Origin of the sequence: Streptomyces antibioticus, assembly GCF_002019855.1 — a bacterium.
GTDB lineage: Bacteria > Actinomycetota > Actinomycetes > Streptomycetales > Streptomycetaceae > Streptomyces > Streptomyces antibioticus_B.
The window spans coordinates 6,419,826-6,443,359 of the sequence record NZ_CM007717.1; the positions used below are offsets into that span (position 1 = coordinate 6,419,826).

Annotated in this window: 23 protein-coding genes; 6 read left to right on the forward strand and 17 right to left on the reverse strand. The window is 70.4% G+C overall.

The annotated features are described in order from the left end of the window. Window positions 1-69: 69 nt before the first annotated feature. A complete protein-coding gene (locus AFM16_RS29150; RefSeq protein WP_030789910.1) occupies window positions 70-741 on the reverse strand; it encodes a potassium channel family protein in 672 nt (223 codons plus the stop codon). Continuing rightward, window positions 741-1,409 (reverse strand): potassium channel family protein, encoded by a 669-nt coding sequence (locus tag AFM16_RS29155; protein ID WP_030789906.1) that lies wholly within the window; start codon window positions 1,407-1,409, stop codon window positions 741-743. The genes AFM16_RS29150 and AFM16_RS29155 overlap by 1 nt, the downstream gene beginning before the upstream one ends. Window positions 1,410-1,811: 402 nt before the next feature. On the opposite strand from AFM16_RS29155, the gene AFM16_RS29160 reads away from it, so the two are divergent. After that, entirely contained in the window at window positions 1,812-3,932 is a 2,121-nt protein-coding gene (locus AFM16_RS29160) for an APC family permease (protein WP_078635203.1), read from the forward strand. Between the two features lie 154 nt (window positions 3,933-4,086). Continuing rightward, window positions 4,087-5,415, forward strand: a complete 1,329-nt coding sequence (locus AFM16_RS29165) for a class I SAM-dependent RNA methyltransferase (protein WP_030789902.1) — start codon at window positions 4,087-4,089, stop codon at window positions 5,413-5,415. A 68-nt stretch (window positions 5,416-5,483) separates the two neighbouring features. Here AFM16_RS29165 and AFM16_RS29170 read toward each other — a convergent pair whose 3' ends face one another. Together AFM16_RS29170 and AFM16_RS29175 are read right to left on the reverse strand one after the other, a co-directional pair. Continuing rightward, a complete protein-coding gene (locus AFM16_RS29170; protein WP_078635205.1) occupies window positions 5,484-6,668 on the reverse strand; it encodes an amidohydrolase family protein in 1,185 nt (394 codons plus the stop codon). Between the two features lie 14 nt (window positions 6,669-6,682). Next, window positions 6,683-7,135, reverse strand: coding sequence for an MAB_1171c family putative transporter (locus tag AFM16_RS29175; protein ID WP_348634586.1), 453 nt, complete (start codon window positions 7,133-7,135; stop codon window positions 6,683-6,685). On the opposite strand from AFM16_RS29175, the gene AFM16_RS29180 reads away from it, so the two are divergent. Both AFM16_RS29180 and AFM16_RS29185 read left to right on the forward strand, forming a co-directional pair. Beyond that, window positions 7,098-7,673 carry an LLM class flavin-dependent oxidoreductase gene (locus AFM16_RS29180; protein ID WP_078635209.1) on the forward strand — a complete coding sequence of 192 codons (576 nt, stop codon included), beginning with the start codon at window positions 7,098-7,100 and terminating at the stop codon, window positions 7,671-7,673. The genes AFM16_RS29175 and AFM16_RS29180 overlap by 38 nt on opposite strands. Before the next feature lie 76 nt (window positions 7,674-7,749). Then, on the forward strand, window positions 7,750-8,955 hold the full coding sequence (locus AFM16_RS29185; protein ID WP_078635212.1) for an erythromycin esterase family protein: 1,206 nt from the start codon (window positions 7,750-7,752) through the stop codon (window positions 8,953-8,955). Between the two features lie 13 nt (window positions 8,956-8,968). Here AFM16_RS29185 and AFM16_RS29190 read toward each other — a convergent pair whose 3' ends face one another. Together AFM16_RS29190 and AFM16_RS29195 are read right to left on the reverse strand one after the other, a co-directional pair. Further along, entirely contained in the window at window positions 8,969-9,499 is a 531-nt protein-coding gene (locus tag AFM16_RS29190) for a hypothetical protein (RefSeq protein WP_078635214.1), read from the reverse strand. A 143-nt stretch (window positions 9,500-9,642) separates the two neighbouring features. Then, complete coding sequence (locus AFM16_RS29195; RefSeq protein ID WP_245177824.1) at window positions 9,643-10,095, reverse strand: barstar family protein; 453 nt, start codon at window positions 10,093-10,095, stop codon at window positions 9,643-9,645. A gap of 515 nt (window positions 10,096-10,610) precedes the next feature. Here AFM16_RS29195 and AFM16_RS40225 point away from each other — a divergent pair. Then, window positions 10,611-10,922, forward strand: a complete 312-nt coding sequence (locus tag AFM16_RS40225) for a TerD family protein (RefSeq protein ID WP_245177825.1) — start codon at window positions 10,611-10,613, stop codon at window positions 10,920-10,922. On the opposite strand, the gene AFM16_RS29205 is transcribed toward AFM16_RS40225, so the two are convergent. The 5 genes from AFM16_RS29205 to AFM16_RS29220 all read right to left on the reverse strand — a co-directional run bounded on the left by AFM16_RS29205 (window position 10,898) and on the right by AFM16_RS29220 (window position 13,769). Then, window positions 10,898-11,119, reverse strand: a complete 222-nt coding sequence (locus AFM16_RS29205; protein WP_078635218.1) for a DUF397 domain-containing protein — start codon at window positions 11,117-11,119, stop codon at window positions 10,898-10,900. The genes AFM16_RS40225 and AFM16_RS29205 overlap by 25 nt on opposite strands. Beyond that, window positions 11,116-11,970, reverse strand: a complete 855-nt coding sequence (locus AFM16_RS29210; protein ID WP_030789881.1) for a helix-turn-helix domain-containing protein — start codon at window positions 11,968-11,970, stop codon at window positions 11,116-11,118. The genes AFM16_RS29205 and AFM16_RS29210 overlap by 4 nt, the downstream gene beginning before the upstream one ends. A gap of 138 nt (window positions 11,971-12,108) precedes the next feature. Continuing rightward, complete coding sequence (locus AFM16_RS40230; protein WP_245177826.1) at window positions 12,109-12,531, reverse strand: DUF4241 domain-containing protein; 423 nt, start codon at window positions 12,529-12,531, stop codon at window positions 12,109-12,111. A 339-nt stretch (window positions 12,532-12,870) separates the two neighbouring features. Further along, window positions 12,871-13,086 carry a hypothetical protein gene (locus tag AFM16_RS40235; RefSeq protein ID WP_245177827.1) on the reverse strand — a complete coding sequence of 72 codons (216 nt, stop codon included), beginning with the start codon at window positions 13,084-13,086 and terminating at the stop codon, window positions 12,871-12,873. Between the two features lie 242 nt (window positions 13,087-13,328). After that, entirely contained in the window at window positions 13,329-13,769 is a 441-nt protein-coding gene (locus AFM16_RS29220; protein ID WP_078635220.1) for a PH domain-containing protein, read from the reverse strand. A gap of 181 nt (window positions 13,770-13,950) precedes the next feature. Here AFM16_RS29220 and AFM16_RS29225 point away from each other — a divergent pair, with 181 nt between their 5' ends. Then, window positions 13,951-16,476, forward strand: a complete 2,526-nt coding sequence (locus tag AFM16_RS29225) for a CLIPPER-2 domain-containing protein (RefSeq protein WP_078635221.1) — start codon at window positions 13,951-13,953, stop codon at window positions 16,474-16,476. 64 nt (window positions 16,477-16,540) lie between these two features. Here the strand turns inward: AFM16_RS29225 and AFM16_RS29230 are convergent, their stop codons facing one another. The 6 genes from AFM16_RS29230 to AFM16_RS29250 form a co-directional block, all read right to left on the reverse strand. Beyond that, entirely contained in the window at window positions 16,541-17,023 is a 483-nt protein-coding gene (locus AFM16_RS29230) for a PH domain-containing protein (RefSeq protein WP_245177828.1), read from the reverse strand. Continuing rightward, a complete protein-coding gene (locus tag AFM16_RS29235) occupies window positions 17,010-21,785 on the reverse strand; it encodes a putative T7SS-secreted protein (protein WP_078635223.1) in 4,776 nt (1,591 codons plus the stop codon). The genes AFM16_RS29230 and AFM16_RS29235 overlap by 14 nt, the downstream gene beginning before the upstream one ends. Window positions 21,786-21,787: 2 nt before the next feature. After that, window positions 21,788-22,441 carry a hypothetical protein gene (locus tag AFM16_RS29240; protein ID WP_030789873.1) on the reverse strand — a complete coding sequence of 218 codons (654 nt, stop codon included), beginning with the start codon at window positions 22,439-22,441 and terminating at the stop codon, window positions 21,788-21,790. Continuing rightward, the gene (locus tag AFM16_RS29245; RefSeq protein ID WP_179123320.1) at window positions 22,431-22,853 is read right to left on the reverse strand and encodes an SseB family protein; all 423 of its coding nucleotides are present in this window, start codon (window positions 22,851-22,853) and stop codon (window positions 22,431-22,433) included. Before AFM16_RS29245 ends, AFM16_RS29240 begins: the two co-directional genes overlap by 11 nt. A 169-nt stretch (window positions 22,854-23,022) precedes the next feature. Then, window positions 23,023-23,148 carry a hypothetical protein gene (locus AFM16_RS40240; RefSeq protein WP_256861361.1) on the reverse strand — a complete coding sequence of 42 codons (126 nt, stop codon included), beginning with the start codon at window positions 23,146-23,148 and terminating at the stop codon, window positions 23,023-23,025. Between the two features lie 13 nt (window positions 23,149-23,161). Next, on the reverse strand, window positions 23,162-23,521 hold the full coding sequence (locus AFM16_RS29250; protein WP_078635226.1) for a hypothetical protein: 360 nt from the start codon (window positions 23,519-23,521) through the stop codon (window positions 23,162-23,164). Window positions 23,522-23,534: the final 13 nt, after the last annotated feature.

A 23,534-nucleotide genomic window follows, 5' to 3' on the forward strand; every position in this document is an offset into this window, starting at 1 on the left:
TCGTCGTATGAAGTCGGCGTACGGCCTCTCCGTCGTCGTAAGAAGCGGGCTTACGGCCTCGCCGTCGGGTCAGCTTCCTTCGCGCCGCACCGACAGCAGGTCCTCCAACTGCTCCTCCCGGGCCTGGGCGGCCACGAACAGCAGTTCGTCGCCCGGCTCCAGGGAGTCCTCGCGGGTCGGGGTGAGGACCCGGGTGCCGCGGATGATGGTGACCAGGGAGGTGTCCTCGGGCCACTCCACATCGCCGACCTGGGTGCCGGCCAGCGCCGACTCCTCCGGGAGGGTCAGCTCGACGAGGTTGGCGTCGCCGTGGCTGAAGCGCAGCAGCCGGACCAGGTCGCCGACGCTCACCGCCTCCTCGACCAGGGCGGACATCAGACGCGGGGTGGAGACGGCCACGTCGACGCCCCAGGACTCGTTGAAGAGCCACTCGTTCTTGGGGTTGTTGACGCGGGCGACGACGCGCGGGACGCCGTACTCCGTCTTCGCCAGCAGGGAGACGACCAGGTTGACCTTGTCGTCGCCGGTCGCGGCGATCACGACGTTGCAGCGCTGGAGGGCCGCCTCGTCCAGGGACGTGATCTCGCAGGCGTCGGCGAGCAGCCACTCCGCCTGCGGGACGCGCTCGACCGAGATGGCGGTCGGCGCCTTGTCGACGAGCAGGACCTCGTGGCCGTTCTCCAGCAGCTCGCCCGCGATCGAGCGGCCGACCGCACCGGCACCGGCAATGGCGACTCTCATCAGTGACCGTCCTCCTTCGGGCCCTCGGAGAACGACGCCTCGACCTTCTCCACGTCGTCGCTGCGCATCATCACGTGCACCAGGTCGCCCTCCTGGAGCACCGTCTGCGAGGTCGGCAGGATCGCCTCGCCGAGCCGGGTGAGGAACGCCACGCGGACGCCCGTCTCCTCCTGGAGCGTGCTGATCTTGTGGCCGACCCAGGACTCGTCGGCGTGCACCTCGGCGAGCTGGACGCCCCCGGTCGGGTCGCGCCACAGCGGCTCGGCACCCGAGGGCAGCAGCCGGCGCAGCATCTGGTCGGCCGTCCAGCGGACCGTGGCGACGGTCGGGATGCCCAGGCGCTGGTAGACCTCGGCGCGCCGCGGGTCGTAGATCCGCGCGGCGACGTTCTCGATGCCGAACATCTCGCGGGCCACCCGCGCGGCGATGATGTTGGAGTTGTCGCCACTGGAGACGGCGGCGAAGGCGCCCGCCTCCTCGATACCGGCCTCGCGCAGGGTGTCCTGGTCGAAACCGACTCCGGTGACCCGGCGGCCGCCGAAGCCGGAGCCCAAACGTCGGAAGGCGGTGGGGTCCTGGTCGATCACGGCGACCGTGTGCCCCTGTTGCTCCAGGGTCTGGGCGAGAGCGGAACCCACTCTGCCGCAGCCCATGATGACGATGTGCACGACCGTCCTTCCGAGTCAAGAAGTCAAGATGTCAATAAGTTCTCTTGCGTGGCTCAGAACAGGGTCTCAGACCGTCGACCAAGCTACACACGCGCGGTCGATGTGGGGCACCCCCGTGCACAGTTCGGACAGTCAGCGGCGGCTGATGCTCCAGAGGCTGAAGAAGGTGAGGATTCCGAGGCCGACGAGGGTGCCGACGGCGCCGATCAGCTCCGCGGTCGAGTGCATGGAACCTCCGAGTGGCGGCAGCGGGCCAGGAGTTTGTCATATAGACATGCCGATCCCTGCCGCCGTGGAATCCGTAGCCGTGCCGTGGCCGATTTCACCCGTGAGGCAGACGCGACGTCCCGGCGGCGGGGGAGGGTGGGCGTCCCCGTGTTCGACGGCATACGATCCTCTGTTGTGTCCAAACTGACCGACGTGCCCAAGCGGATTCTGATCGGGCGCGCACTGCGCAGCGACCGGCTGGGGGAGACCCTCCTGCCGAAGCGCGTCGCCCTGCCCGTCTTCGCTTCCGACCCGCTGTCCTCCGTGGCCTACGCGCCCGGGGAGGTGCTGCTGGTCCTGTCCATCGCGGGCTTGTCGGCCTACCACTTCAGCCCGTGGATCGCCCTCGCGGTCGTCGTCCTGATGTTCACCGTGGTCGCCTCCTACCGGCAGAACGTGCACGCCTACCCCAGCGGCGGCGGCGACTACGAGGTCGCCACCACCAACCTGGGCGCCAAGGCCGGCCTGACCGTCGCGAGCGCCCTGCTCGTCGACTACGTCCTCACCGTGGCCGTGTCCATCGCCTCCGGCATCGAGAACCTCGGCTCCGCGGTCCCCTTCGTGGTCGAGCACAAGGTGGCCTGCGCGGTCGGCGTGGTCGTCCTGCTGACCGTGATGAACCTGCGCGGCGTCAAGGAGTCGGGCAAGCTCTTCGCCATCCCGACCTATGTGTTCGTCACGGGCGTCTTCATCATGATCGCGTGGGGCGCGTTCCGGGGCCTGGTCCTCGACGACACCATGCGGGCACCGACCGCCGACTACCAGATCAAGCCCGAGCACCAGGGCCTCGCGGGCTTCGCGCTCGTCTTCCTGCTGCTGCGCGCCTTCTCCTCCGGCTGCGCCGCGCTCACCGGCGTCGAGGCGATCTCCAACGGCGTCCCGGCCTTCCGCAAGCCCAAGTCGCGGAACGCGGCGACCACCCTGGCGCTGATGGGCCTGCTGGCCGTCACCATGTTCTGCGGCATCATCGTCCTGGCCCTGGTCACCGACGTCCGGATGGCCGAGAACCCGGCCGTCGACCTGGTGCACAACGGCGTCGCGGTCGGCGCGGACTACGTCCAGAACCCGGTGATCACCCAGGTCGCCGAGGCCGTCTTCGGCAAGGGCAGCTTCCTGTTCCTGATCCTCGCCGGCGCCACCGCCCTGGTGCTGTTCCTGGCCGCCAACACCGCCTACAACGGCTTCCCGGTGCTCGGCTCGATCCTCGCCCAGGACCGCTACCTGCCCCGCCAGCTCCACACCCGCGGCGACCGGCTGGCCTTCTCGAACGGCATCGTGCTCCTCGCGGGCGCGGCCACCCTGCTGATCGTGATCTACGGCGCCGACTCCACGCGGCTGATCCAGCTCTACATCGTCGGCGTGTTCGTGTCGTTCACGCTCAGCCAGATCGGCATGGTCCGCCACTGGAACCGCCACCTGGCCACCGAGACCGACCAGGCCAAGCGCCGCCACATGGTCCGCTCCCGCGCGATCAACGCCTTCGGCGCCTTCTTCACCGGGCTGGTCCTGGTCGTCGTCCTGCTCACCAAGTTCACCCACGGCGCCTGGGTCGCCCTGCTCGGCATGGTCATCTTCTACGCGACGATGACCGCCATCCGTAAGCACTACGACCGGGTCGCCGACGAGATCGCGGCCCCCGAGGGCCCGAGCGACGACAGCGTACGGCCGTCCCGCGTGCACTCGGTCGTCCTGATCTCCAAGATCCACCGGCCCACGCTGCGCGCCCTCGCCTACGCCAAGCTGATGCGCTCCGACACCCTGGAGGCGCTCACCGTCAACGTCGACCCGACCGAGACGAAGGCGCTGCGCGCGGAGTGGGAGCGGCGCGGGATCCCCGTACCGCTGAAGGTCCTCGACTCCCCGTACCGGGAGATCACGCGGCCGATCATCGAGTACGTCAAGAGCCTGCGCAAGGAGTCGCCGCGCGACGCGGTGTCGGTGATCATCCCCGAGTACGTGGTCGGTCACTGGTACGAGCATCTGCTGCACAACCAGAGCGCGCTGCGGCTGAAGGGCCGGCTGCTGTTCACCCCGGGCGTCATGGTCACGTCCGTCCCCTACCAGCTCGAATCCTCCGAGGCGGCCCGCAACCGCGCCCGCAAGCGGTCGGAGTGGAACGCCCCGGGGTCGGTGCGGAGGGGGCCGGCGGAGACGGGGGCGGGGGCCGGGGGTTCGGCTTCCGGCGGTTCGGGTTCCGATGGCTCCGCCGGGACGTCGGGCAAGTCTTCGGGCGGGCCGTCGGGCACGAAGCGCTGACGCGCAGGGCTTGACGCGCAGGGCTTGACGCGCAGGGCTTGGGGCTCAGGGCTTGGGGCTCAGGGCTTTCTGGTCAACGGCCGGGCGGCACCCACGTAGACTGGTGGGCTGTTGTCCGGCCGTTTCCCTTTCTCGTCACTGGAGTCACCCCGCCATGCAGGCAGAACCGAAGAAATCGCTGGTGGGGACCGAGTACGAGGTCGAGATCGGCCCCGTCGCCCACGGCGGGCACTGCATCGCCCGCACCGACTCGGGCCAGGTGCTGTTCGTACGGCACACGCTTCCGGGCGAGCGGGTCGTGGCCCGGGTGACCGACGGCGAGGAGGGCGCGCGGTTCCTGCGTGCCGACGCCGTGCAGATCCTCGACGCGTCCAAGGACCGGGTCGAGGCCCCCTGCCCCTTCGCCGGTCCCGGCCGCTGCGGCGGCTGCGACTGGCAGCACGCCAAGCCGGGCGCTCAGCGTCGGCTCAAGGGCGAGGTGATCGCCGAGCAGCTCCAGCGGCTCGCGGGGCTCACCCCCGAGGAGGCCGGCTGGGACGGCACGGTGATGCCGGCCGAGGGCGACAAGCTCCCGGCCGGGCAGGTACCGCAGTGGCGGACGCGCGTGCAGTACGCGGTGGACGCGGACGGCAACGCCGGACTGCGCAGGCACCGCTCGCACGAGGTCGAACCGATCGACCACTGCATGATCGCCGCGCCCGGTGTCAGTGAACTCGGCATCGAGAAGCGCGACTGGTCCGGCATGGCCTCGGTCGACGCGATCGCCGCCACCGGGTCCCAGGACCGCATGGTGATCCTCGAACCCCGCCCCGGCGCCCGCCTCCCCCTCGTCGAGCTGGACCGCCCCGTCTCCGTGATGCGCGTCGAGGAGAAGGACGGCGGCGTCCACCGGGTGCACGGCCGGGCGTTCGTGCGCGAGCGGGCCGACGGCCGTACCTACCGGGTGGGCAGCGGCGGCTTCTGGCAGGTCCACCCGCAGGCGGCCGACACCCTGGTCAAGGCCGTCATGCAGGGCCTCCTGCCGCGCAAGGGCGACATGGCGCTCGACCTGTACTGCGGCGTGGGCCTCTTCGCGGGCGCCCTCGCGGACCGCCTCGGCGACAAGGGCGCGGTGCTGGGCATCGAGTCCGGCAAGCGCGCCGTCGAGGACGCGCGACACAACCTCGCCGGCTTCGACCGCGTCCGCATCGAACAGGGCAAGGTCGAGAGCGTCCTCCCGCGCACGGGCATCACGGAGGTCGACCTGATCGTCCTCGACCCGCCGCGCGCGGGGGCGGGCAGGAAGACGGTCGAGCATTTGACATCCCTCGGCGCCCGCCGCATCGCCTACGTGGCCTGCGACCCGGCGGCGCTGGCGCGGGATCTGGGGTACTTCCGGGACGGGGGGTATCGGGTGCGGACTTTGCGGGCGTTCGATCTGTTTCCTATGACGCATCATGTGGAGTGCGTGGCGATTCTGGAGCCGGTGAAGAAGGACGCCTGATCTGCGCAACACCGGGGACCGAACAGGTGGTTACGACGAATAGACCAACACCTGCCCGTGGTCGGGCGTCACCGGTGCACGCGGCCCGCTGCCATCACCAGGCGTACGGCGCGGAGAGCCTGGAGGTCTCGCAGGGGGTCGCCCCGGACGACGAGTAGGTCGGCGCGGTGTCCCGGGATGAGGGTTCCGGTGTCGGTGAGGCCGAGGGCCTCGGCCGTGCGCTGGGTGGCCAAGTCCACGATCTCCGGTGGTGTGCAGCCCAGATGGGCGAAGAACTCCAGGCTGGAGACGAAGTCGTCGAAGACCGCACGGCTCACCCCGGCGTCCGTGCCGGTGATCAAGCTGACCCCCCGCTCCCGCATGCTGCGTAGCCCGCCGAACATCGTCTCGGCGCGCTCGGCGCCGAAGCGCTGGGCGAAGCCTCGCCAGTCGGGGCTGGCGGCCGGGCAGACGTGGATGCCCTTGGCTGCGATCTCATCGACCACGTCCTCGATCAGCCGGAAGCCGTCCTGGTCGATCCACGTGCAGTGCTCGATCGTGGTCACCCCCGCTTCGACCGCCGATCGGATGCCCTCGGTGCCGTGCGCGTGGGCCGCCACCGGGAGGCCGGCGTGGGCCGCCTCGGCCACCACGACGTGCAGCTCCTCCGCCGTAAACTGCGCGGACCAGATCGGCGGACCGTCCTTGGTGATGCCACCGCCCGTCGCCATCACCTTGATGACGTCGACACCCAGGGCCGCGTTCCGGCGCACCAGGTCGCGGACGGCTTCCGCCCCCGAGACCTCGCCGCCCAGGAACCAGCAGTGGCCGCCGGGGCCCGTGACGGGCGTGCCCGCGGCCAGGATCCGGGGGCCTGGCAACCTGCCGGCCGCGATGCTGTCGCGCAGCCCTACCACCAGGCCATTGCGGTCGCCCAGGTCGCGCACGGTGGTGACTCCGGAGTCCAGCAGGGCGCGTGCCCGGTCGGCCATGCCCCTGCTCACCGTGGCGTCGTCTGCCTCCCGCAGCGCGGAGACCGGGTCGGGGCCCGCGTCCAGCGCGAGGTGGACGTGCGCGTCGACGAGGCCCGGCAGCAGCGTGCCGTCTGGATGGTCGTGGCGTGTCACGCCGACAGGAGCGCGGGCCTCCACTTCCTTGCGCGGGCCGACGTCCATGATCACGCCGTCGCGGACCAGAACCGCACCGTCGAACAGCCGTCGCTCGTGCGGCCCGATGACCACCTGCCCGGCCGAGATCAGTGCTTCCGTCTCCATCGGTGCTCCGTTCCTCACATGCGCGAAGCCGCCAAGGCTTCGGACATCCGTGTCAATTGCCGTACGTCGTCTTCCAGTCCGCCGCTTCCGTCCCCGTTGGGCAGTGCCACCGGCACCGCCTGCGACGGCGCATCCTCTCCCGCCGCGTACGCCCGCAGTGCCGTCCGCAGATGGAACGCCGCGACCTCAGGCTCCAGGGGCCCCTCGGTGTCTGCCACCAGCGCCAGATGGGGGCTGATCCGCACCAGTCCGTCCCGGCACTCGATGACGCGTCGGTAAGAGCGGCGGTGCACGCTGCGCGGGGTCAGTACGTCCCACCAGTGGCCGGGCCGGGTGCGTTCGAGCGCGTCCTCCGGGAACGCGGCGTGCAACTCCGTCCATAGCGGAGCGAGTCCGCGGTACACGCGGCCGTGGTGCCACCACAGCCGGATGCTGGCCCACCGCGTCACTAGGCCGGGGCAGACCACGCCCGCTCTGCCGCACCCGGGAGTCGAGACCGGGCTCGGCGTGCTGCGCCCGACGCTCGCGCGCGCCGCCGGTCAGGTCGCGGACGCCGCGATCAGCTGGATGACCCCGCACGGCTACGTCCAGGACACCCTGCTGCCCGCCATGGCCGAGGGCGCCGCCGAAGCGGGTCGTCCCGTGCCGCGCTTGGTCACCGTCGTGCACGCCGCCGTCAACCGCCCGCACCGCAGTCCGTACCGGCTCGCCTACACGGCGGCCCGCGCCCACCTTGCCGGGCCCCACTACTCCGACATGCTCCGCCGCGCCGGGCTGCGCGTGCACCACAGTCACCCGACCATCGGTGCCCGCGCCCTCGTCGATGCCGGCGTTTTCCTGTACGGGACAGCACAGGAGATCGCAGCCGGCCTGGCCGAATATGACCGTGCGGGCGTGGACGAAGTTGTCGTCAACGTCGCGGGCGTGTACTCCGATCATGGCCGGGAGGACGCCGTACGAGACCTTCAGGACATCCTGACGGCGTACCGCGAGGCGGAGAATTGACAGACGATCGGGTGCGGTGGCACGGCCGGACCGCAGGGGCCGCGCGCCTCCGCACGCAGGGAGGAGAGGCACCCCGGTGCCCGACGACATCGCCCGCTGGTTGACCGAGCACGCCCGCCCCCTGGAGTCGCTGATCCCGGGTGCGCCCACCGACGACCTGGAGCCGCTGGGGGTGACGCTGCGTGGCGTCCGTGTCGTCGGTCTCGGTGAATCCACCCACGGCACCTCCGAGTTCTTCCGGCTGAAGCACCGGATCGTGGAGTTCCTGGTACGTGAGGAGGGGTTCACCACCCTGGCCATGGAGGCCAGCGAGTCCGCCGCCCGGGCCGTGGACGCGTACGTCCGGCACGGCGTCGGGGATCCCGTCCGGCTCGTCGCCCGGCTCGGCTTCTGGACCTGGCGGACCCAGGAGATGGTCGACCTCGTCGAGTGGCTCCGCTCGCACAACCGGGACCTCCCCGAGGAGCGCCGAGTCCGCTTCGCCGGCGTCGACCCGCAGCGCGGCGCCGACTCCGTCGAGGCCGTCACGGCCTTCCTGCACGCGTACGCGCCCGAACGGGAGGAGGACGCCCGCGCCCTGGAGATCCTGGTCCACGCCCGCCCCGGCTCGCGCCCCGACCCCGAACAGGCGCTCCGGCACCGCGCCGAGGAGGTCGCCCGCCACCTGGCCGCTCACGACGACGCCGACGACGACGTCGTGGAGCACGCCCGGATCCTCGTCCGCGCCGCCGATCTCGTGACCCGCTCGCTCGACCAGTCCGTGGGTGAGGAGAGTGCCTTCGCCGTCCGCGACCGGGCCATGGCAGACGCCGTCGCCCGCCTCGTGGACGACGACCCGACCGCCCGCGTCATGGTCTGGGCGCACAACGGCCACCTCGCGAAAGGCACATACGGGGACGGGGTCACCGCGCTCGGCAGCAGGCTCCGCGATCTGTACGGCGACCGCTACTACGCCCTGGCCCTGCTCTTCGGCATGGGCTCCTTCCTCGCCCGCAGGGGCGACGACCTCCAGGCCCCTCCCGTACGGCACCGCATCGGCACCGGTACCCGGTCCATCGAGGCACGGCTCGCCGACGCCCTGAAAGGCGACTACTACATCGACCTGCGCCGCACAGCCCCGTGGCTGCACGCGCCGCAGGCACAGCGCAGCTTCGGTGCCAACGTGCCGCGCTTCTTCTACCGGTTCAACACCGCGCCGCTCGTACCGGCGAAGGACTACGACGGCATCGCTTTCGTCGCTCGTTCGACCTGTTCCCACCTGCTGCCGCAGGCCGGGGAATGAGGGCGGACCCTGCTCACGGCCACAGCTCCAGCAGGACGTTCAGCGTCAGCTTCCACATCGGCTCGGCCCCCGTCCCGAAGGCGGCGGCGAGCGCGTACCCCACGGCGGCATCGTGGGGTTCCACGCGTTCGCCGCTGTTCGACCCCTCCCATGCGGCGCTGACCGTTCCGTCCCCAGTCGACGTGAAGACGCCGAGGAGACGGCCGTCGCGCAGCAGGCGGCTGGTGCCCAGGGAGTCCGGCACCAGCAGATACCCGTGCCCCCGCGCCGTGGATTCGACCTCCACCCGATACGAACGCCGGGTCAGGAAGCCCTTCGCAGGGCGCAGGGCCTCGTCCGCGCCCTCGACGCTCAGGGTGAGCCGTCGCTGGTCACGCGTACCGATCGGCACATGACTCTCCAGCGGGGTACCGGCGATCCGCCGGATCTCGGTGCGCGGCACGCCGTCGCCGCTCACCGTCAGCGTTCCGTCCTCGTGGTCGAGCGCGATGTGGACCGCCCCGAAGAGCCGGTCGGCGGCGGGCTCGTATGTGAACGCCTCCATCGACGCGCTCTCCTCTCCTCGTCACCCCGTTGATCGTCGCCCGCCAGTCTCCGACAGTGCGCTGGAGGCGTATCCCCATTTCGGCCACGGAGTCGGGCGAGCTGGGGAGGGCGTTGGACGGCCGGACCTCCTTCCCAGGCTGCTCAGGCGCGGACGGGTGCGCTCGTCGGGTTGCTCAGGAGTACGGCCTGGAAAATGGTCTTTTCCTGGGCCGGTAGCTCGGGCTTTTTCGCCCAGAACTTCACGGCGTCGTTCAGGGCGCGGAAGAGGAATTCGCGTTCCTCGGTGCTCTCGGACAGCACGGCGTCGGCGTCGTCGATGGTGATGAGGATGTGCGGGGCGTCGATCCAGTGCAGGTCGGTCAGGCAGTCCCGTAGGGCGTTCCAGTTCCAGCCGAAGTGGGACGGGAGGCGTAGTGCCTCGTAGAACTGGGTGAACACCCCGTCGGAGTCCCGCATTTGCCTGCCCCGCATCCGAGCCGAGTAGATCAGTCCGGTGGGAGGCAGGGCGTGCGCGACGGAGAGGGTGTCGGTCGGGGCGACGACACAGACTTCTTCCTCCAGTCGGTCCCACCAGGTGGCGTTGCGCTCTGTCACGGAACCTCCGGGCATGGTGCTGGTGCGTGTGAAAATGCACGTCGTCGTCACCAAGGATCCCGGCGCCGGGTCCGCCAGGCTGCATCGCGCCGCGCACGAAGGGGTTCCGCTCGTTGACGAGCCCACCTGTCTGCGGCAGTTGGAGGATGCACGGCCCGGCCAGGCCAAAGGCACCGCTCGGCGCGTGTCCGTCCCCGCACCGAGTCTCCCGGCGCAGGGTTCCGGTGCTGGGCGGCACGCATGAGGCCGCCGCCAAGGCACGGGCTCGTTCTGTCGCGCTCGGTGCCTCCGCCGCGGTGAACCTCTCGGCCAGTGTGTCCGACGTCGTGGTGCTTCCCGGGGGCGAGACGGATCGCCGTATGACGTGCATCGCCTTGCTTGGGTTGCGTGTTCACGACGCCGACTGGTCGCGCGCCCCCGTCAAGGACCTCGCGGGAGGGGAACCGGAGGACACCTTGGCGGTACTGGTTCGCGGTGGCGTTCTCGACCTGCCCGTCACCGGCACAGTTTGGACAGTGGCTGCCACTTGGCGCCAACAGGTGCCGGGGGACGATGACTTCGCCTTCTACGGCGTGCCCGAGCATCCTGACGGCACCGTGCGGCTCGCCGTCGACGGCCCGACCGAGCAGACCGTCGCCGTCGACCTGGAGCGGCTGCCCATGGAGACTCCCCAGGCTACCCTCGACGCCGCCACCACCGAACGCACGATGATCCTCGCCGAGTTGTACCGCAGAGGCGAGGGCCGACGGCTGCGGGCCGTCGGGCAGGGGTACGACCACGGTCTGGCCGACCTCGCTCGCGGTTACGGCGTCGACGTCGCCGAGTGACCGGCGCCCTGGGCGTCGGCCGCGAAGTCGATGAAGTCGTGCCAGGCCGTGGGGGAGAGGGCGAGTTCGGGGCTTCGGTGGTTCTTGGAGTCGCGGACGTGGACGGCTCGTGGTCCCCGGGCCACCTCGACGCAGGCGTCGCCGTCGGAACCGCTGTAGCTGCTCTTGAACCAGGCCAGTTCGTCGGTGCTGCTCATAGCGCTCCTCGCAGTCGCGTCAGCAGACTCCTGGAGTCGTCGGGGGTGAGAGCCTGCGAGCGCAGTCTCGCATACCGCTGGAACATGATGCTGACCTCCTTCGGCTCCGAGACCAGGATCCCGCCACGCTGTCCCTCCGCGTAGCCGAGCCACTTGTTGTCCGGTGACTCCAGGAGCATCAACGGGCCGTCGAACCCTGCGTGGTCCGGCTGGTGACGGGGCATCACCTGCAACTCGACGTTGAACTGCGACGACCGTTCCAGGAGGCTGTCGAGCAACTCCCTTGTCACGTCCGGGCCTCCGGTGCCGCGTTCGAGCAGGGACTGCTCGATGATGAAGCTGAACGTGATCGGTGGCCTGCGGTCGAACAGGCGGTGGCGTTCCAGCCGTGCCGTGACCTGCTCGGTCACCTGGTGCTCGTCCTTCACCGGCGGCACGCTCTCCGTCACCGCCCGCGCGTAGCGTTCGGTCTGGAGCAGGCCGGGGACGACCCGGCACTCGTACGTCCACAGCGTCTCCGCCTGTGTCTCCAGCCTGGCCCACTGCCGGAACCAACTCGCCAGCCCCGCCTGCCGCGACAGATGCGGGACGGCCCTGCGCAGCGCGCCGGTGTTGCCGGTCGCCTCCTCCGCACGCTCCACGAAGTCCCGCTCCGGCATGCGACGGCCCAGCTCCACCGAGGCCACCGTGTGCTTCGAGAAACAGACCCGCTCGGCGAACTCCTCCCGGCTGAGGCCCGCGTGTTCCCGTAAGGCATGGACGACCGCGCCGAAGGTGCGCAAGCTGTCCGAGACCCCGGGTTCGCCGCAACTCCCCTTCCCCGCCCCGCCGTCCGTGTTGTCGTAGGCCACCGTCGGCCACCTCCCGCGCACGTGCCACACCTACCGCTTCTGACTGGGCCCCATCGTCACGGAAAGTGACACGTACTGTCCACCGAACGTGCGCGTACGCTGACCCTGCGTACGAGGTGCGTCGCTGTACGGGCGACGCTAGAGGTGTGACGTGATCACCACCACCGAGACCAGGTCACCTGTGGCGGAGCGGCCGAGCCAGACCGGCCAGGTGCCGTCGCCCCCTGTGTAGAACGACACCAGGCTGCTCCCGGTCTTCTCGTCGACGGCGCGCACATAGCCGTCGCTGATGGACTCGCATGCATCGTCGTCCTCTTGGTCGTAGTAACGCCTGACCTTTTCGGAGAGCGTCTCCCAGGCTGCGGCGTCGGCGAAACCGCCGGACGCCGTGTCGGTGTCGAAGCCGTAGGCGTGGCCGTCGAGGACGAGACGGGGGTCTTCGTCCTCGCTCAGGGCCAACTCCCAGGTGGCAGCCGGCTCGTTGCGGATCAGTAGGCGTACCGAGGGCTTCTCGGTGACCGGGAAACGTTGCCCCTCGTACTCGCCCTCACCGACGACCACGGCTGCCTCCACGGCGTACTCGCCGGGGGGGGTATGCGCTCGGTGAGTTCGCGGGGCATCTCGTCCTCCGGGTCCGAGACGGCCAGACGACCGGACGGGATCCGAACCGTGGCGATGTGCCGCGGTTCGGCTGTCTCCATGTTGTGCCGGGGCCGCGAAGGCCACCTGCTGTGCGGTCGTTTCGCCGAGTGTGTCCGCTCGGACTCCGAACCTGCTCCGGTCGTGCCACCGCTGCTCTTCCGGTACATCGGCCACGGTGTGGAAAGAACCGCCTTTCGCACCGCGTTCGTCCACCACCTTCAAGGCGCGGCGGCCGGGGCGGAGTTCGAGCGTGAGCTGTCAGGCGTCGGGTGCCAGGTCCGGCTGTTCCGGTGAGGCGTACCGCCGTTCCACGTACCGCCGCAGGAACAGGCGGTCGTCCTCCAGCAGGCGCAAGTCGGCTTCTCGGGTTCGTCGTCCCAGCTCGTCGTAGGTCCACATCCCGACGAAGTGGTCACGCCAGGCGACGAGGTGCACCTCGGTGGGGTCCGGGCGGCCCGGGGCCCGGTGCAGCACGACTTAAGGTTCCCCGGCACTGTCCCGTTCCAGCGCCTCCGCCCGCGTCAGCGGTCCGAACGTGCGGCGGGTGTCGCCGTCCCACCCCTCGGCGTAGGAGTACGTCACCTTGTCCAGGGCCTGCCCTTTCGGCCCGGTCGATCATTTCCGGGCAGAGTAATCCCTGCCTCTGACAGTGCCTCCGGCAGTGGCACGGGCATGTCAGTACCTGGGGGCTCCTCGGCAGGCCGGCCCGAGTCCTCTCAGAACTCGTGCGCCACCACCCAGAATTCGGACTCCTCGACCGACGCGGCGCACAGGTGGCGGCCGTCGACCGAAGCGGCCATGAACTCGGGTGACCCGGTCACCCCGGAGATGCGGGACGGGAGGTTCCTGCCGAGTGGGTCCTTCACGCGTACCCAGCCGATCTTGCTGCCGCCGGGTACGGGCGGGAGGATGAGGAACTCGCCGTTGTCGTCGTAGAGCGACGCTTGTGCGGCGTGGTGGTGCCATGCCGTGTCCAGGTCCTCGGCGGCGTGGGGGAGGGAGGCGGGGACGGCCGCGGTCGGCTGCACCTCGAATCCGTTCACGGCGTGGAACGCGGCGTTCAGGGGTGGGCCGTCGGGTGCCGGCCGGTCGTCCGTCCGCGTGAGCCCGCAGCGGTCGAGGGTGGCGGCCCAGTGCGGGGCCTGACGGTCCTTCATGGTTTCTGGCCTTTCCGGGGGTGAACGCTACAAGTGTCGCCCTTGGGGCGTCCGGGGTGTCATTCGGATGCGTACGCCGGAAGGTGGGTGCGTGGTGAGGGTCCGGCCGCGTCGCGGTCGAGGGGCCGGGGGCGTCCCTACCTTTATTCATATGATACTTAGACAATTCCGACTCGGTCGAGTGGCCGTCGGAGGGCTGGGCGTGCTGGGGCTGGTGGCCGCCGGGCTGGCCCTGCCTGCTCAGGCGGCGTCACCGCTTCCCCAGGGCCGGGCCGCCGCCTCCGCGCAACCCGTGGGCGTGCCGCTGGTCGACGAGACGTTCACCGGGGCCAGTGCGGACGCGGGGTTCGAGGCGTTCGGGCCCGCCTGTCTCACCGGTGCGCCGCAGGCTCCCGCGCCCGGGCCCGGTACCCATCCGCTCGGCGGGTGTCCCGCCGGCGCGACCGGTCCCGTGCCGCCGGACAATGCCGCGCCGAACGGCTATCTGCGGCTCACCGACGCCTCCAACGACCAGTCCGCCGCCGTCCTCTACAACCACGCGCTGCCCGCGAACCAGGGCCTGGTCACCACCTTCGACCAGTGGCAGTACGGCGGTACGACCAACCCTCCGGCCGACGGCATCTCCTTCTTCCTCATCGACGGCGCCGCGTCGCTGACCGCGCCCGGAGCCTTCGGCGGCAGCCTCGGCTACGCGCAGAAGCTGCCGAACGACGATCCGAATGCCACCTTCCTGCCGGGCGTCAACCGTGGATACGTGGGCGTCGGTCTGGACGTGCTCGGCAACTACTTCGGGGACTGGGAGCACCGCGGCAACGGCTGCGCCGACGGCTCCCCGGCCGGGACGCCGTTCCGGATCCCGGCGCCCGGCGCGAACATGGTGACGCTGCGCGGGCCGGGCGACGGCATCGAGGGCTACTGCTTCCTCGACGCGACGACCAGCAACTTCACGACCACCGGGCCCTGGCCCTCCACCCTCCCGGGCCAGTTGCACGGACCGACCACCACGGTCCCGGCTGACCCGGAGGACGCCGAGGACGCGCTGGAGGTGTCGCGCCGTACCGTGACCGTCGAGATCTCCCCGGCGCCCGGCCCGGTGATCACGGTCTCGATCGACTTCCACGATGGCAACGGCACCCAGCAGGTGCTGTCGACCCCGGCGCCCCAACCGGTGCCCGCTACCTACAAGTTCGGGTTCGCCGCGTCGACCGGGCTGTTCACCGACGTCCACCTCATCCGCAACCTCACCGTCCACCCGGCGGCGGCGCTGCCCCAGCTCAACCTGGTCAAGCAGGTCTCCCAGGACCCGCCGCTGGAGACCCCGCTGACGCCGGGCACGCAGGTGCCGTACGAGTACGTGGTCACCAACAGCGGTACCGTCCCGGTGACCGACGTGACCGTGACCGACGACCGGGTCACCGGCATCACCTGCCCGCAGACCACCCTCGCGGTCGGCGGGACGACGACCTGCACCGGTACGTACACGGTCACGGCGGCGGACGCGACGGCCGGGTCCGTCACCAACACCGCCACCGCGCAGGGGCAGGCCGGGACCACCCCGGTCGAGTCGCCGCCCGACGACGTCACCCTCCCGGTGCAGTCCGGGCCCGGCGTCCGGCTGGAGAAGTCGGCCGACGACACCCATGTGTACGAGGTCGGCGACGAGGTGACGTACACGTACACCGTCACCAACACCGGTCCCGTGGCGCTGACGGACATCGGGATCACCGACGACCGGCTGACGGGTGTGACCTGCACGTCGACAAGCCTCGCCCCGAACGGGCAGACCGGTGACAGCACCACTTGCACCGGTACGTACACGATCGTGGCGGCGGACGCGACGGCCGGGTCCGTCACCAACACCGCCACCGCGCAGGGGCAGGCCGGGACCACCCCGGTCGTCTCACCGCCCGACGACGTGACCGTGCTCGTCGAATCCGAACTGGGGCTGCGGCTGGAGAAGTCGGCCGACGACAGCCGCGTGTACCGGGCCGGCGACGAGGTGACGTACACGTACCGGGTCACCAACACCGGTGGCCAGGAGCTGACGGACGTCGGCGTCACCGACGACCTGGTGCCGAACGTGGTCTGCCAGGCCACGACCCTGGCCCCGGCCGCCAGCACGACCTGCACCGGTACGTACACCGTCACCCGGGCGGACGCCGCGCGGGGAACGGTCATCAACGTGGCCGCCGCGCAAGGGCGGTCCGGCTCCACGCAGGTGGTGTCGGAGCCGGACGACGTGACGCTGCGGGCCAGGAGCGTGCCCGGGCTGCGCGTCACGAAGACGGTGGACGACTCCCGTACCTACCGCGTCGGCGACCGGGTGACGTACACGTACACCGTCACCAACACCGGCGACCGGGAGCTGACGGGCGTCGGCGTCAGCGACAACCGCATCGACGACGTGACCTGCGAGGCGACGATCCTCGGCCCGGCCGGGGACGACGACGACAGCACCACCTGCACCGGCACTTACGTGGTCACCCGGGCCGACGCGCGGCGCGGCAGCGTCACCAACATCGCGGTGGCCACGGCCGAGAACGGCACCGTCCGGTCGAACCCGGACCGTGCCCGGATCACGGTCTCGAAGAAGCAGCCGTGCCACAGCAACTACGACAAGCCGTGCAAGCCGAAGCCGAAACCGACACACAAGCCGAAGCCCAAGCCGAAGCCGTGCCGTGAGTACGGGAGTTGCCGTTCGACGTGACCTGAACACGCACGGGCACCTGTCACCGCTTCCGGTGGCGGGTGCCCGTGCGTTTCGTCGGATCTCAGAATTCGTGCACTACCACCCAGTAGTCGTATTCTTCCACCGAGGCGGCACACAAGTGGCGGCCGTCAATGGAAACAGCTATGAACTCGGGTGAACCCGTCACGCCGGAGATGCGTGACGGAAGGTTCTTCCCGACCGTGTCCTTTACACGCACCCAGCCGACCCTGCTCCCGCCCGGTCCGGGAGGGAGGATGAGGAATTCGCCTTTCTCGTCGTACAGCGCGGCTTGCGAAGCATGGTGATGCCATGCCTCGTCCAGTTTGTCGGAGGCGTGGGGGATGGAGTCGGGGATCGTCACGACCGGCTCCACCTCGATTCCGTTCACCGCGTAGATGGCGGAGTTCACGGGCAGGGCGTCGGATGGCGCGTCCCCTGTCACCTCAAGACCGCAGCGCTCAAGCGTGTCCCGCCACTCCGGTACCCGCCGGTCGTTCATGATCCCTGGCCTCTCATCGATCCCCGCGACCTCATCCGCCTTCATAGAACAGGTGATGGTCGCCACCCGATTTGTTGATCTTGCCATATCGCTCCATCGACTCCGGGTAGCCGAGGGTGCCATCGGGCCGCTGTATCCTCGAATTGTCCCAGCCGAAGTTGACAAGGCTCCGGGTGTCGTCGCCCTTCGGTTTTCCGGCATGGAAATGTGGACCTGCCGGATCGTGGGTGTGTTCCACGACGACACGAGAGCCGCTGTCCGTCTCGAATTGCCGGAAATTCCCCCAGTGTGCCGGGTCGGGTGAATAGACATAACCCGGCGCATGCTTCAGATGCTTGTCTCCGGTGACCACCCATTCGGCAATGGGTTCTTCTCCGTACCGCACGCCGGCGAGGTCGAACGCGGCCTTTTCCGCATCCGCGCGGTTCGCGAACGGATTGCCCTTCTCGCCCCGCGGATACGGGGTGAGTCCCAGGGGGTCGGACCAGGTGTGGGGGTTGTGGACATAGGTGACGGGATTGGGCGCGGGGGCGAGCCCCAGGGGGTCGGGGGTGAGAAAGCGCGCGGTCTCGGGGTCGTAATGGCGGAACAGGTTGTAGTGCAGGCCGCTTTCCGGGTCGTAGTACTGGCCGGGGAAGCGGAGCGGGGTGTAGGCCGTGCTGGTTCTGCTCCAGGCGGTGGTGCCCCAGAGGGTGGCGCGGGAGCGCCAGGCGATGTCGCCGTCCGGCCCCACCAACTCGGTAGGGGTCCCGACGAGATCGGTGGCGATGGCGAAGAAACGCCGGTCCACCTCTTCCTGACGGGCGTCCGCCGTGAGGATGCGCTCGGTCTGCGAGAGGGGAACGCCGGCCCGGTGGTCCCAGGTGAGGGCGACCGCGTTCGGGACGTCCGGGTGGTGGACCGTCTGTTCGCAGAGGGTCATGCCGTCCCAGGCGAACCGGATCTCCTCCGCCACGCTCTCGTCGCGGGACAGGCGCTGCTTGGCGACGCGGCGGCCCAGGGGGTCGTAGCGGTAGCGCCAACGGGTCCCGTCCGGCGTGATCACCGAGGTGAGCCGGTTCTCGGCGTCCCACTCGTAGCGCCAGGTGTCGGGCTTGCGGGACAGGCGGGTCTTCTGCCGCAGGGTGATGCGGCCGAGGGCGTCGTGTTCGAAGCGGACGGCGCCGGCGCGGGTGATCGCGGTGCCGGCGTAGGTCCGCGGGCCGGTGGCTTCGTTGCCGGGGTGGGAGGCGGGCCAGGACGCCTCGGTCAGGTTGCCGCTCGCGTCGTAGGCGTACCGCTCGGTCCAGTCCGGCGCGCGGACGGCGGTGACGTGGCCGGCCGCGTCCAGTTCGAAGGTGCGGGTGCCCGACAGGAGGTCGCTGACGGAGCTGAGGTAGCCGTCCTGACGGTAGGAGTAGGTACGGCTGTTGAGCGTACGGCCGCCGGAGGTCAGGTCGCTGGCCACGAGCCGCCCGGCCTCGTCCCAGGCCGAGGTGACGGTGAGGGGTGCGGCGAAGTCCCCGAAGACACGCGCCGTTTCACGGCCCGCGACATCGTGGGTGAAGACGATCGGGGACCCACCGGCTGTCAGGCGCTCGGGACGGCCACCGGTGTCGTACGTGTAGGTGGTGACGTGGCCGGTGGGAGTGATACGGCGGGTGACGCGGCCCACGGCGTCGTAGGTGTAACTCATGGCGCGGCCGTCGACCAGCTCGGACTTGACCCGTCCCCGGCGGTCGTACACGTAGCGGAGTTCGCTGTCCGGCCCGGTCGCCGTCAGGAGGCGTCCGGCCCGGTCGTAGTCGTAGTTGGTCACCCGGCCGTCGATGTCCTTGCGGATCACCTGGCCGAGTGCGTCCCGCTCGAAGGACGTCACGTGGCCGACGGAGTCGGTGCGGGAGACGAGTTGTCCGGCGGCGTCGAGACGGTAGCCGAGGGTCCGGCCGTCGAAGTCGGTCTCCGAGAGCATGCGTCCGGCCGGGTCGTACGCGTAGGTCCAGCGTGAGCCCTGTGGGCCGGTGACCCCCGTGAGCCGCAGTGCGGAGTCGTACTCGAAGGCGTACCGGCCGCCGTCCGGCTCGGTGCGGGCCGCCACCAGATCGAAGTGGGTGTACTCGAAGCGGGTCACTCCGCCGATCGGGTCGGTGTGGGTGAGGCGGTTGCCCTCGCCGTCGTAGGTCCATGAGTCGATGGCGCCGTCCGGGGCTTCCCGGCGGACCAGGTTGGAGTCCGCGTCCCGCTCGAGGCACGTGACGCGGCCTGTGGCGTCGGTGACGCGTGTGGTGTTTCCGAGGGCGTCGCGCTCAAGACGAGTGGTGCCGCCCGCCGGGTCGACGACCTGCACGGGCCGGCCCATGGCGTCGCAGCGGACCGTGGTGACGGCTCCCAGCGCGTCGGTGACCGACGTCAGACGGCCGCGCGAGTCGTAGGAGTACCGAGTCGTGTGACCGGCCGGATCCGTGACCGCCACCCGATTGCCGCGCTCGTCGAAGCTCTGGAGCCAGCGGCTGCCGTCCGGACCGTGCAGCACCGTGTACCTGCCGAACGGGCCCGGTTCCATGGCGAGTCGGCTGCCGTCCGGGAGGAGCACCCCGACCATGCGGTCGCTCTCGTCGTAGCTGTGCGTGGTGGTCCGGCCCAGCGGGTCGGTGCGGGTGAGGAGGTTTCCCCGGGTGTCGTAGGTGAAGCGGGTGGTGTGGCCGAGGGGGTCGGTGGTGGCCAGGACGTGGCAGCCGGGGCCTATGAGGTGGCGGGTGGTGTGGCCTTCGGCGGTGGTGAGGGTGGTGGTGCGGTGGCCGGTGTCCGGGTCGGGGCCGGTGTAGGCGAGGGTGATCTGGACGTGGCCGGCCTCGCCGCCCTCGGCGATCACGCGGTCGTGGTCGTCGTAGACGTAGTCGTAGCGGCGGTTGTTGGAGTCGATCCAGGCGATGACGCGGTGGCGGTCGTCGTAGAGGAACGTGGTCGCGGCGCCGGAGGGTTTGGTGACCGTGGTGAGGTCGCGGTCGTCGTAGCCGTAGACCATCAGGGGCAGGTCGGTGGCGTGTTCGCCGGCGCCGGTCAGGGTCAGGGCGGTGACCAGGCCGTCGGCGGTGGTCAGCTTCACCTGGTGGCCCGCCGAGTGGGTCAGGGCCAGCGGCAGGCCGTCCTCGGCGCGGTCGACGGTGAGGGTGTGGCCGTTGGGTTCGGTGATCGTGGTCAGCCAGGCCGTGCCGTCGCCGCCGGGTTCGGTCTCGGGCGGGGCGGTGAAGCGGCGGGTCAGGCCCGTGTCGGGGTCGGTGACCGTGTAGTCGCCGTCGGGCTCCCGCGTGAGGAGGGTGCGGGCCGTCCCGGTCTCGGGGCGGGTGGGGTCGCCGGGGACCGGGTGCGGGTAGGTGATCAGCAGGCCGTCCGGGGTGACGTGGACGACGCCGATCGCGTCGACGTGGAGGCGTTCGTCCACGGTGGAGGTCCAGGCCGGGCCCAGGAAACGGCCCGCGGTGCAGCCCGACTCCGTGCGGCGGGCGAACACCAGCGGCAGGATGCCGGGGATCGCGACGTCGGTCTGGGGCAGGAACATCCGGCCCGAGGCCAGGTCGACGGGGTCCGTGCCGCCGGTGGTGCGGCCGCCGTCGGGGCGGTTGTGGGTGCCGTCGGGGACGTCGTCCACCAGACGGCGCAGCCGGGCGGCGTCGGCGGCCTCCTCCGCGATGCGCACGCCCTTGACCGCGGCGCCGCCCCCGCCGGTCGCGGCCGTCAGCGCAAGGTCGGGGATCAGCCGGCCGAAGCCCTCCGCCGGATCCTTCATGAAGTCGCTGATCATCTGCTTGCCGGTGCCGACCGGGTCGTTGGCCGCGACCACCAGACCCGCCGCCAGGCTGTTCAGCGACGTCGCGTACTCGGCCGGGTGCGTGATGTTGTACGGGTCCGTCGGGTTGATCGAGCGGACGAAGTTCAGGATGCCGGCCGTGCCCTTGATGATGCCGCCGCCGACATGGTCACCCATTATCTGCAACTCCTGCGCGCCGTCACGCAGTTGCTCCGCGTACGACGGCTTCTTCGGAGCCAGGTCACGGGCCGCCCGCACCGCCGAACGCGCCGTCTCCGCAGCCGTGTTGCGCTGCTTGCGCGCATCGGCCAGCAGGTCCTGGGCGTCCTGCATCAGCTTCTTGCCCGGATCCGTGAACGTCGCCGCCGGGCGCGGCGGAAGCGTGGACGGGTCACGCTTGTCCGGGGGCTGGGCGTTGTAGCGGTCCACGGCGCTGTTGAAGTCGTCGACCTTCTTGCGGTGCGCGTCGGCGGCGTCCTCGGACGCCTTCACACCCTGCTTCCACTTGTCGATCGCCTGCTGCGCCTGCCCCTGCGCCCACGTCACCGTCCCGGCGAACGCCTCCAGCGCGGCCGCCGCCTTCTCGCACGCGTCCGCGCCCGTGAACCACTTCGGCGGCTGCGTGCTCACCGCCGTGCGCACCGCCTCGGCCGTCTCACCCTTGAGCCGGGAGGAGTCCAGGCCCTTCAGGCCCTCGCCGGCGCTGTCGAACGACGTCTGGAAACCCCGGAGTTTCTCCGCCGACGAACGGATCTTCTCCGCGCTGCCGTAGATCAGCTTGGTCTTGTCCTCGGTCTGCCCGAGGTCCATCTCGTCGACCTCGGCGCCCAGCCGGTTGGCGACCGAACGCGACTGCTCCCGCACCCAGTCCGCGCCCGACTCCCAGCCGGCGTCGTCCAGCCGGTCGGCCGTCCAGTTGCCCGCGTCCTCGACCTTGTTGCCGACCCACTCGACGCCGTCCTCGACCGCGTCCTCGACCGAGTCGGGCGTGATGTCACTGATGAAGTCGCCGATACCCACGGTCAGTTCCCCCCGGACTCACCCTGCTGCTGTTGCTGTGCGCGTTCCTCCGGAGACGGGCCGAAGGTGTCGTCCAGCGCCTGGTTCCACTGGTCGTCGGAGATACCGAGCGCGTCGTTGAGGAACTCCGACTGCCGGCCGCCCCGCCCCTCGGTCAGTACCGTGCGGCCGGTGTCCTTCCAGGTCTGCCCCATCTCCTGACCCGCCTTGTCGAACGACTCCGCGCTCCAGTCCGGGTTCAGATAGTCCGGGGTGAAGACGTCGCCCCAGTCCTGCTGGGCGATCTCCTCCTCGGACGCGTGCGGGTTGCCGCCCATCAGCGCGTTCACGCCCACCTTCAACGAGCCCGCCACATACTGGTCGTGCTCCCACTGCGTGCCCGCCGCCAGGCCGAGCAGGTTCGCGATCGCGCTCGCGTCCCGCACCAGTGCCCGCACCCCCCACTCCCAACGCTCGCAGAAATCCTCGAAGTCGACCGACAGCCCGTGATGTCCGGCCTCCATGCCGGTCATCGCCATCCCCGAGAAGCCCTTGCCCATCACCGAGCCGGTGGCACCGCCCAGTTCACCGAGCTGCTCGATCGTCCCGCCCACGCCCTGCGTGAACTTCGCGACGGCCTCCTTGCCCAGCCGCAGATCCTGACCGTCACCGCCCACGACCGGCCCCCTCCCGTGCCACACCGGCATCCACGGCGACCGCGTCCGGGACGATGCCCACCACCGGCGGGAAGAACATCGACCCGTCCTCGGTCGCGATGTCCACGGCCAGCCCGGCGGGCTCGCCCAGCGCGGGCACGATCTCGTCCACGATCCTCGCCCCCAGCAACGCCGCGTACTCCATGGGCTGTTCACCGGATCCGTGCCGCAACGCGAACCGCGCCAGCGCCGGCTCGTCGGTGAACGCGCAGATCCAGCGCACCCCGCCCGAACGCACCGACCACAGGCCCCCGTCGGCCACCGGCACCAGCAGCACCGAACGTCTCATCTCACCGATGAGGGCGCGGGGATCGTCCCCGCCCTCTCTCCGCTCGGCGATCCGCCCGGCCAGCACTGTCCTCGCCTGCTCCACGGGTCCTCCTCGCTCCCTCGGTGACTGCCGACACTTTAGGTACGGACGCGCGGGAAGGCACGGGTGGTTCTCTTCCGGGGGCGGGGCTCTGGTTCTCCTCCGGCGGTGGGGCCCGGTTCGCCTCGGCGGCGGCTCCCGGTTCTCCTCCGGCTTTGGCCCCGGGCCGAGTTCACCCGCGACGGGACCCGAACGCCGTCCACGTCGCGCTTACGGCGGTCCGCAGCGCGGTGTCATCGAGGTCGCCGGGTTCCGCGAAGGCCGGGTCGACGGAGTAGTCCTCCAGGATCATGAACACGCGGTCGAGGAGATCACCGAGCGTCCCCCGGATCCGCTCCCGGGTGGGCGGCGGCCACGGTTGCCAGGGTGGGGTGACGCTCGGCGAGGGAGCGGGCGTAGCGGCCGAAGTGTGCGCGGGCCGCGTCGGCGCCCTCGGGGACGGCCGCGGCCATGAAGGCGGCGGTGCCTGCGATCAGCGCGTAGCCCGCCTCCGGGTAGAAGACGGCACCCTGCGGGGCTTCGGGGGTGCGCAGCAGGAGGGGTGGGCGGAGGGCCGTGCAGTCCGCGTCGGCAGGGAGCCGGGTGGTCGCGGTGGGGGAGTCGGTGAGATCGGTGACGAGGATGTGCGGGACACCGACCGCGCGGAAGGCGGCGGAGATGCGGTGGGCCAAGGCCCTGTCGATC

Coding starts and splice junctions, on each gene's coding strand:
- AFM16_RS29205 (WP_078635218.1), bottom strand. CDS start 11,119: ATGAGCAGCACCGACGAACTGGCCTGGTTCAAGAGCAGCTACAGCGGT.
- AFM16_RS29165 (WP_030789902.1), top strand. CDS start 4,087: ATGCAGGCAGAACCGAAGAAATCGCTGGTGGGGACCGAGTACGAGGTC.
- AFM16_RS29170 (WP_078635205.1), bottom strand. CDS start 6,668: ATGGAGACGGAAGCACTGATCTCGGCCGGGCAGGTGGTCATCGGGCCG.
- AFM16_RS29230 (WP_245177828.1), bottom strand. CDS start 17,023: ATGAAGGCGGATGAGGTCGCGGGGATCGATGAGAGGCCAGGGATCATG.
- AFM16_RS29190 (WP_078635214.1), bottom strand. CDS start 9,499: ATGGAGGCGTTCACATACGAGCCCGCCGCCGACCGGCTCTTCGGGGCG.
- AFM16_RS29150 (WP_030789910.1), bottom strand. CDS start 741: ATGAGAGTCGCCATTGCCGGTGCCGGTGCGGTCGGCCGCTCGATCGCG.
- AFM16_RS29220 (WP_078635220.1), bottom strand. CDS start 13,769: ATGAAGGACCGTCAGGCCCCGCACTGGGCCGCCACCCTCGACCGCTGC.
- AFM16_RS29180 (WP_078635209.1), top strand. CDS start 7,098: ATGCTGGCCCACCGCGTCACTAGGCCGGGGCAGACCACGCCCGCTCTG.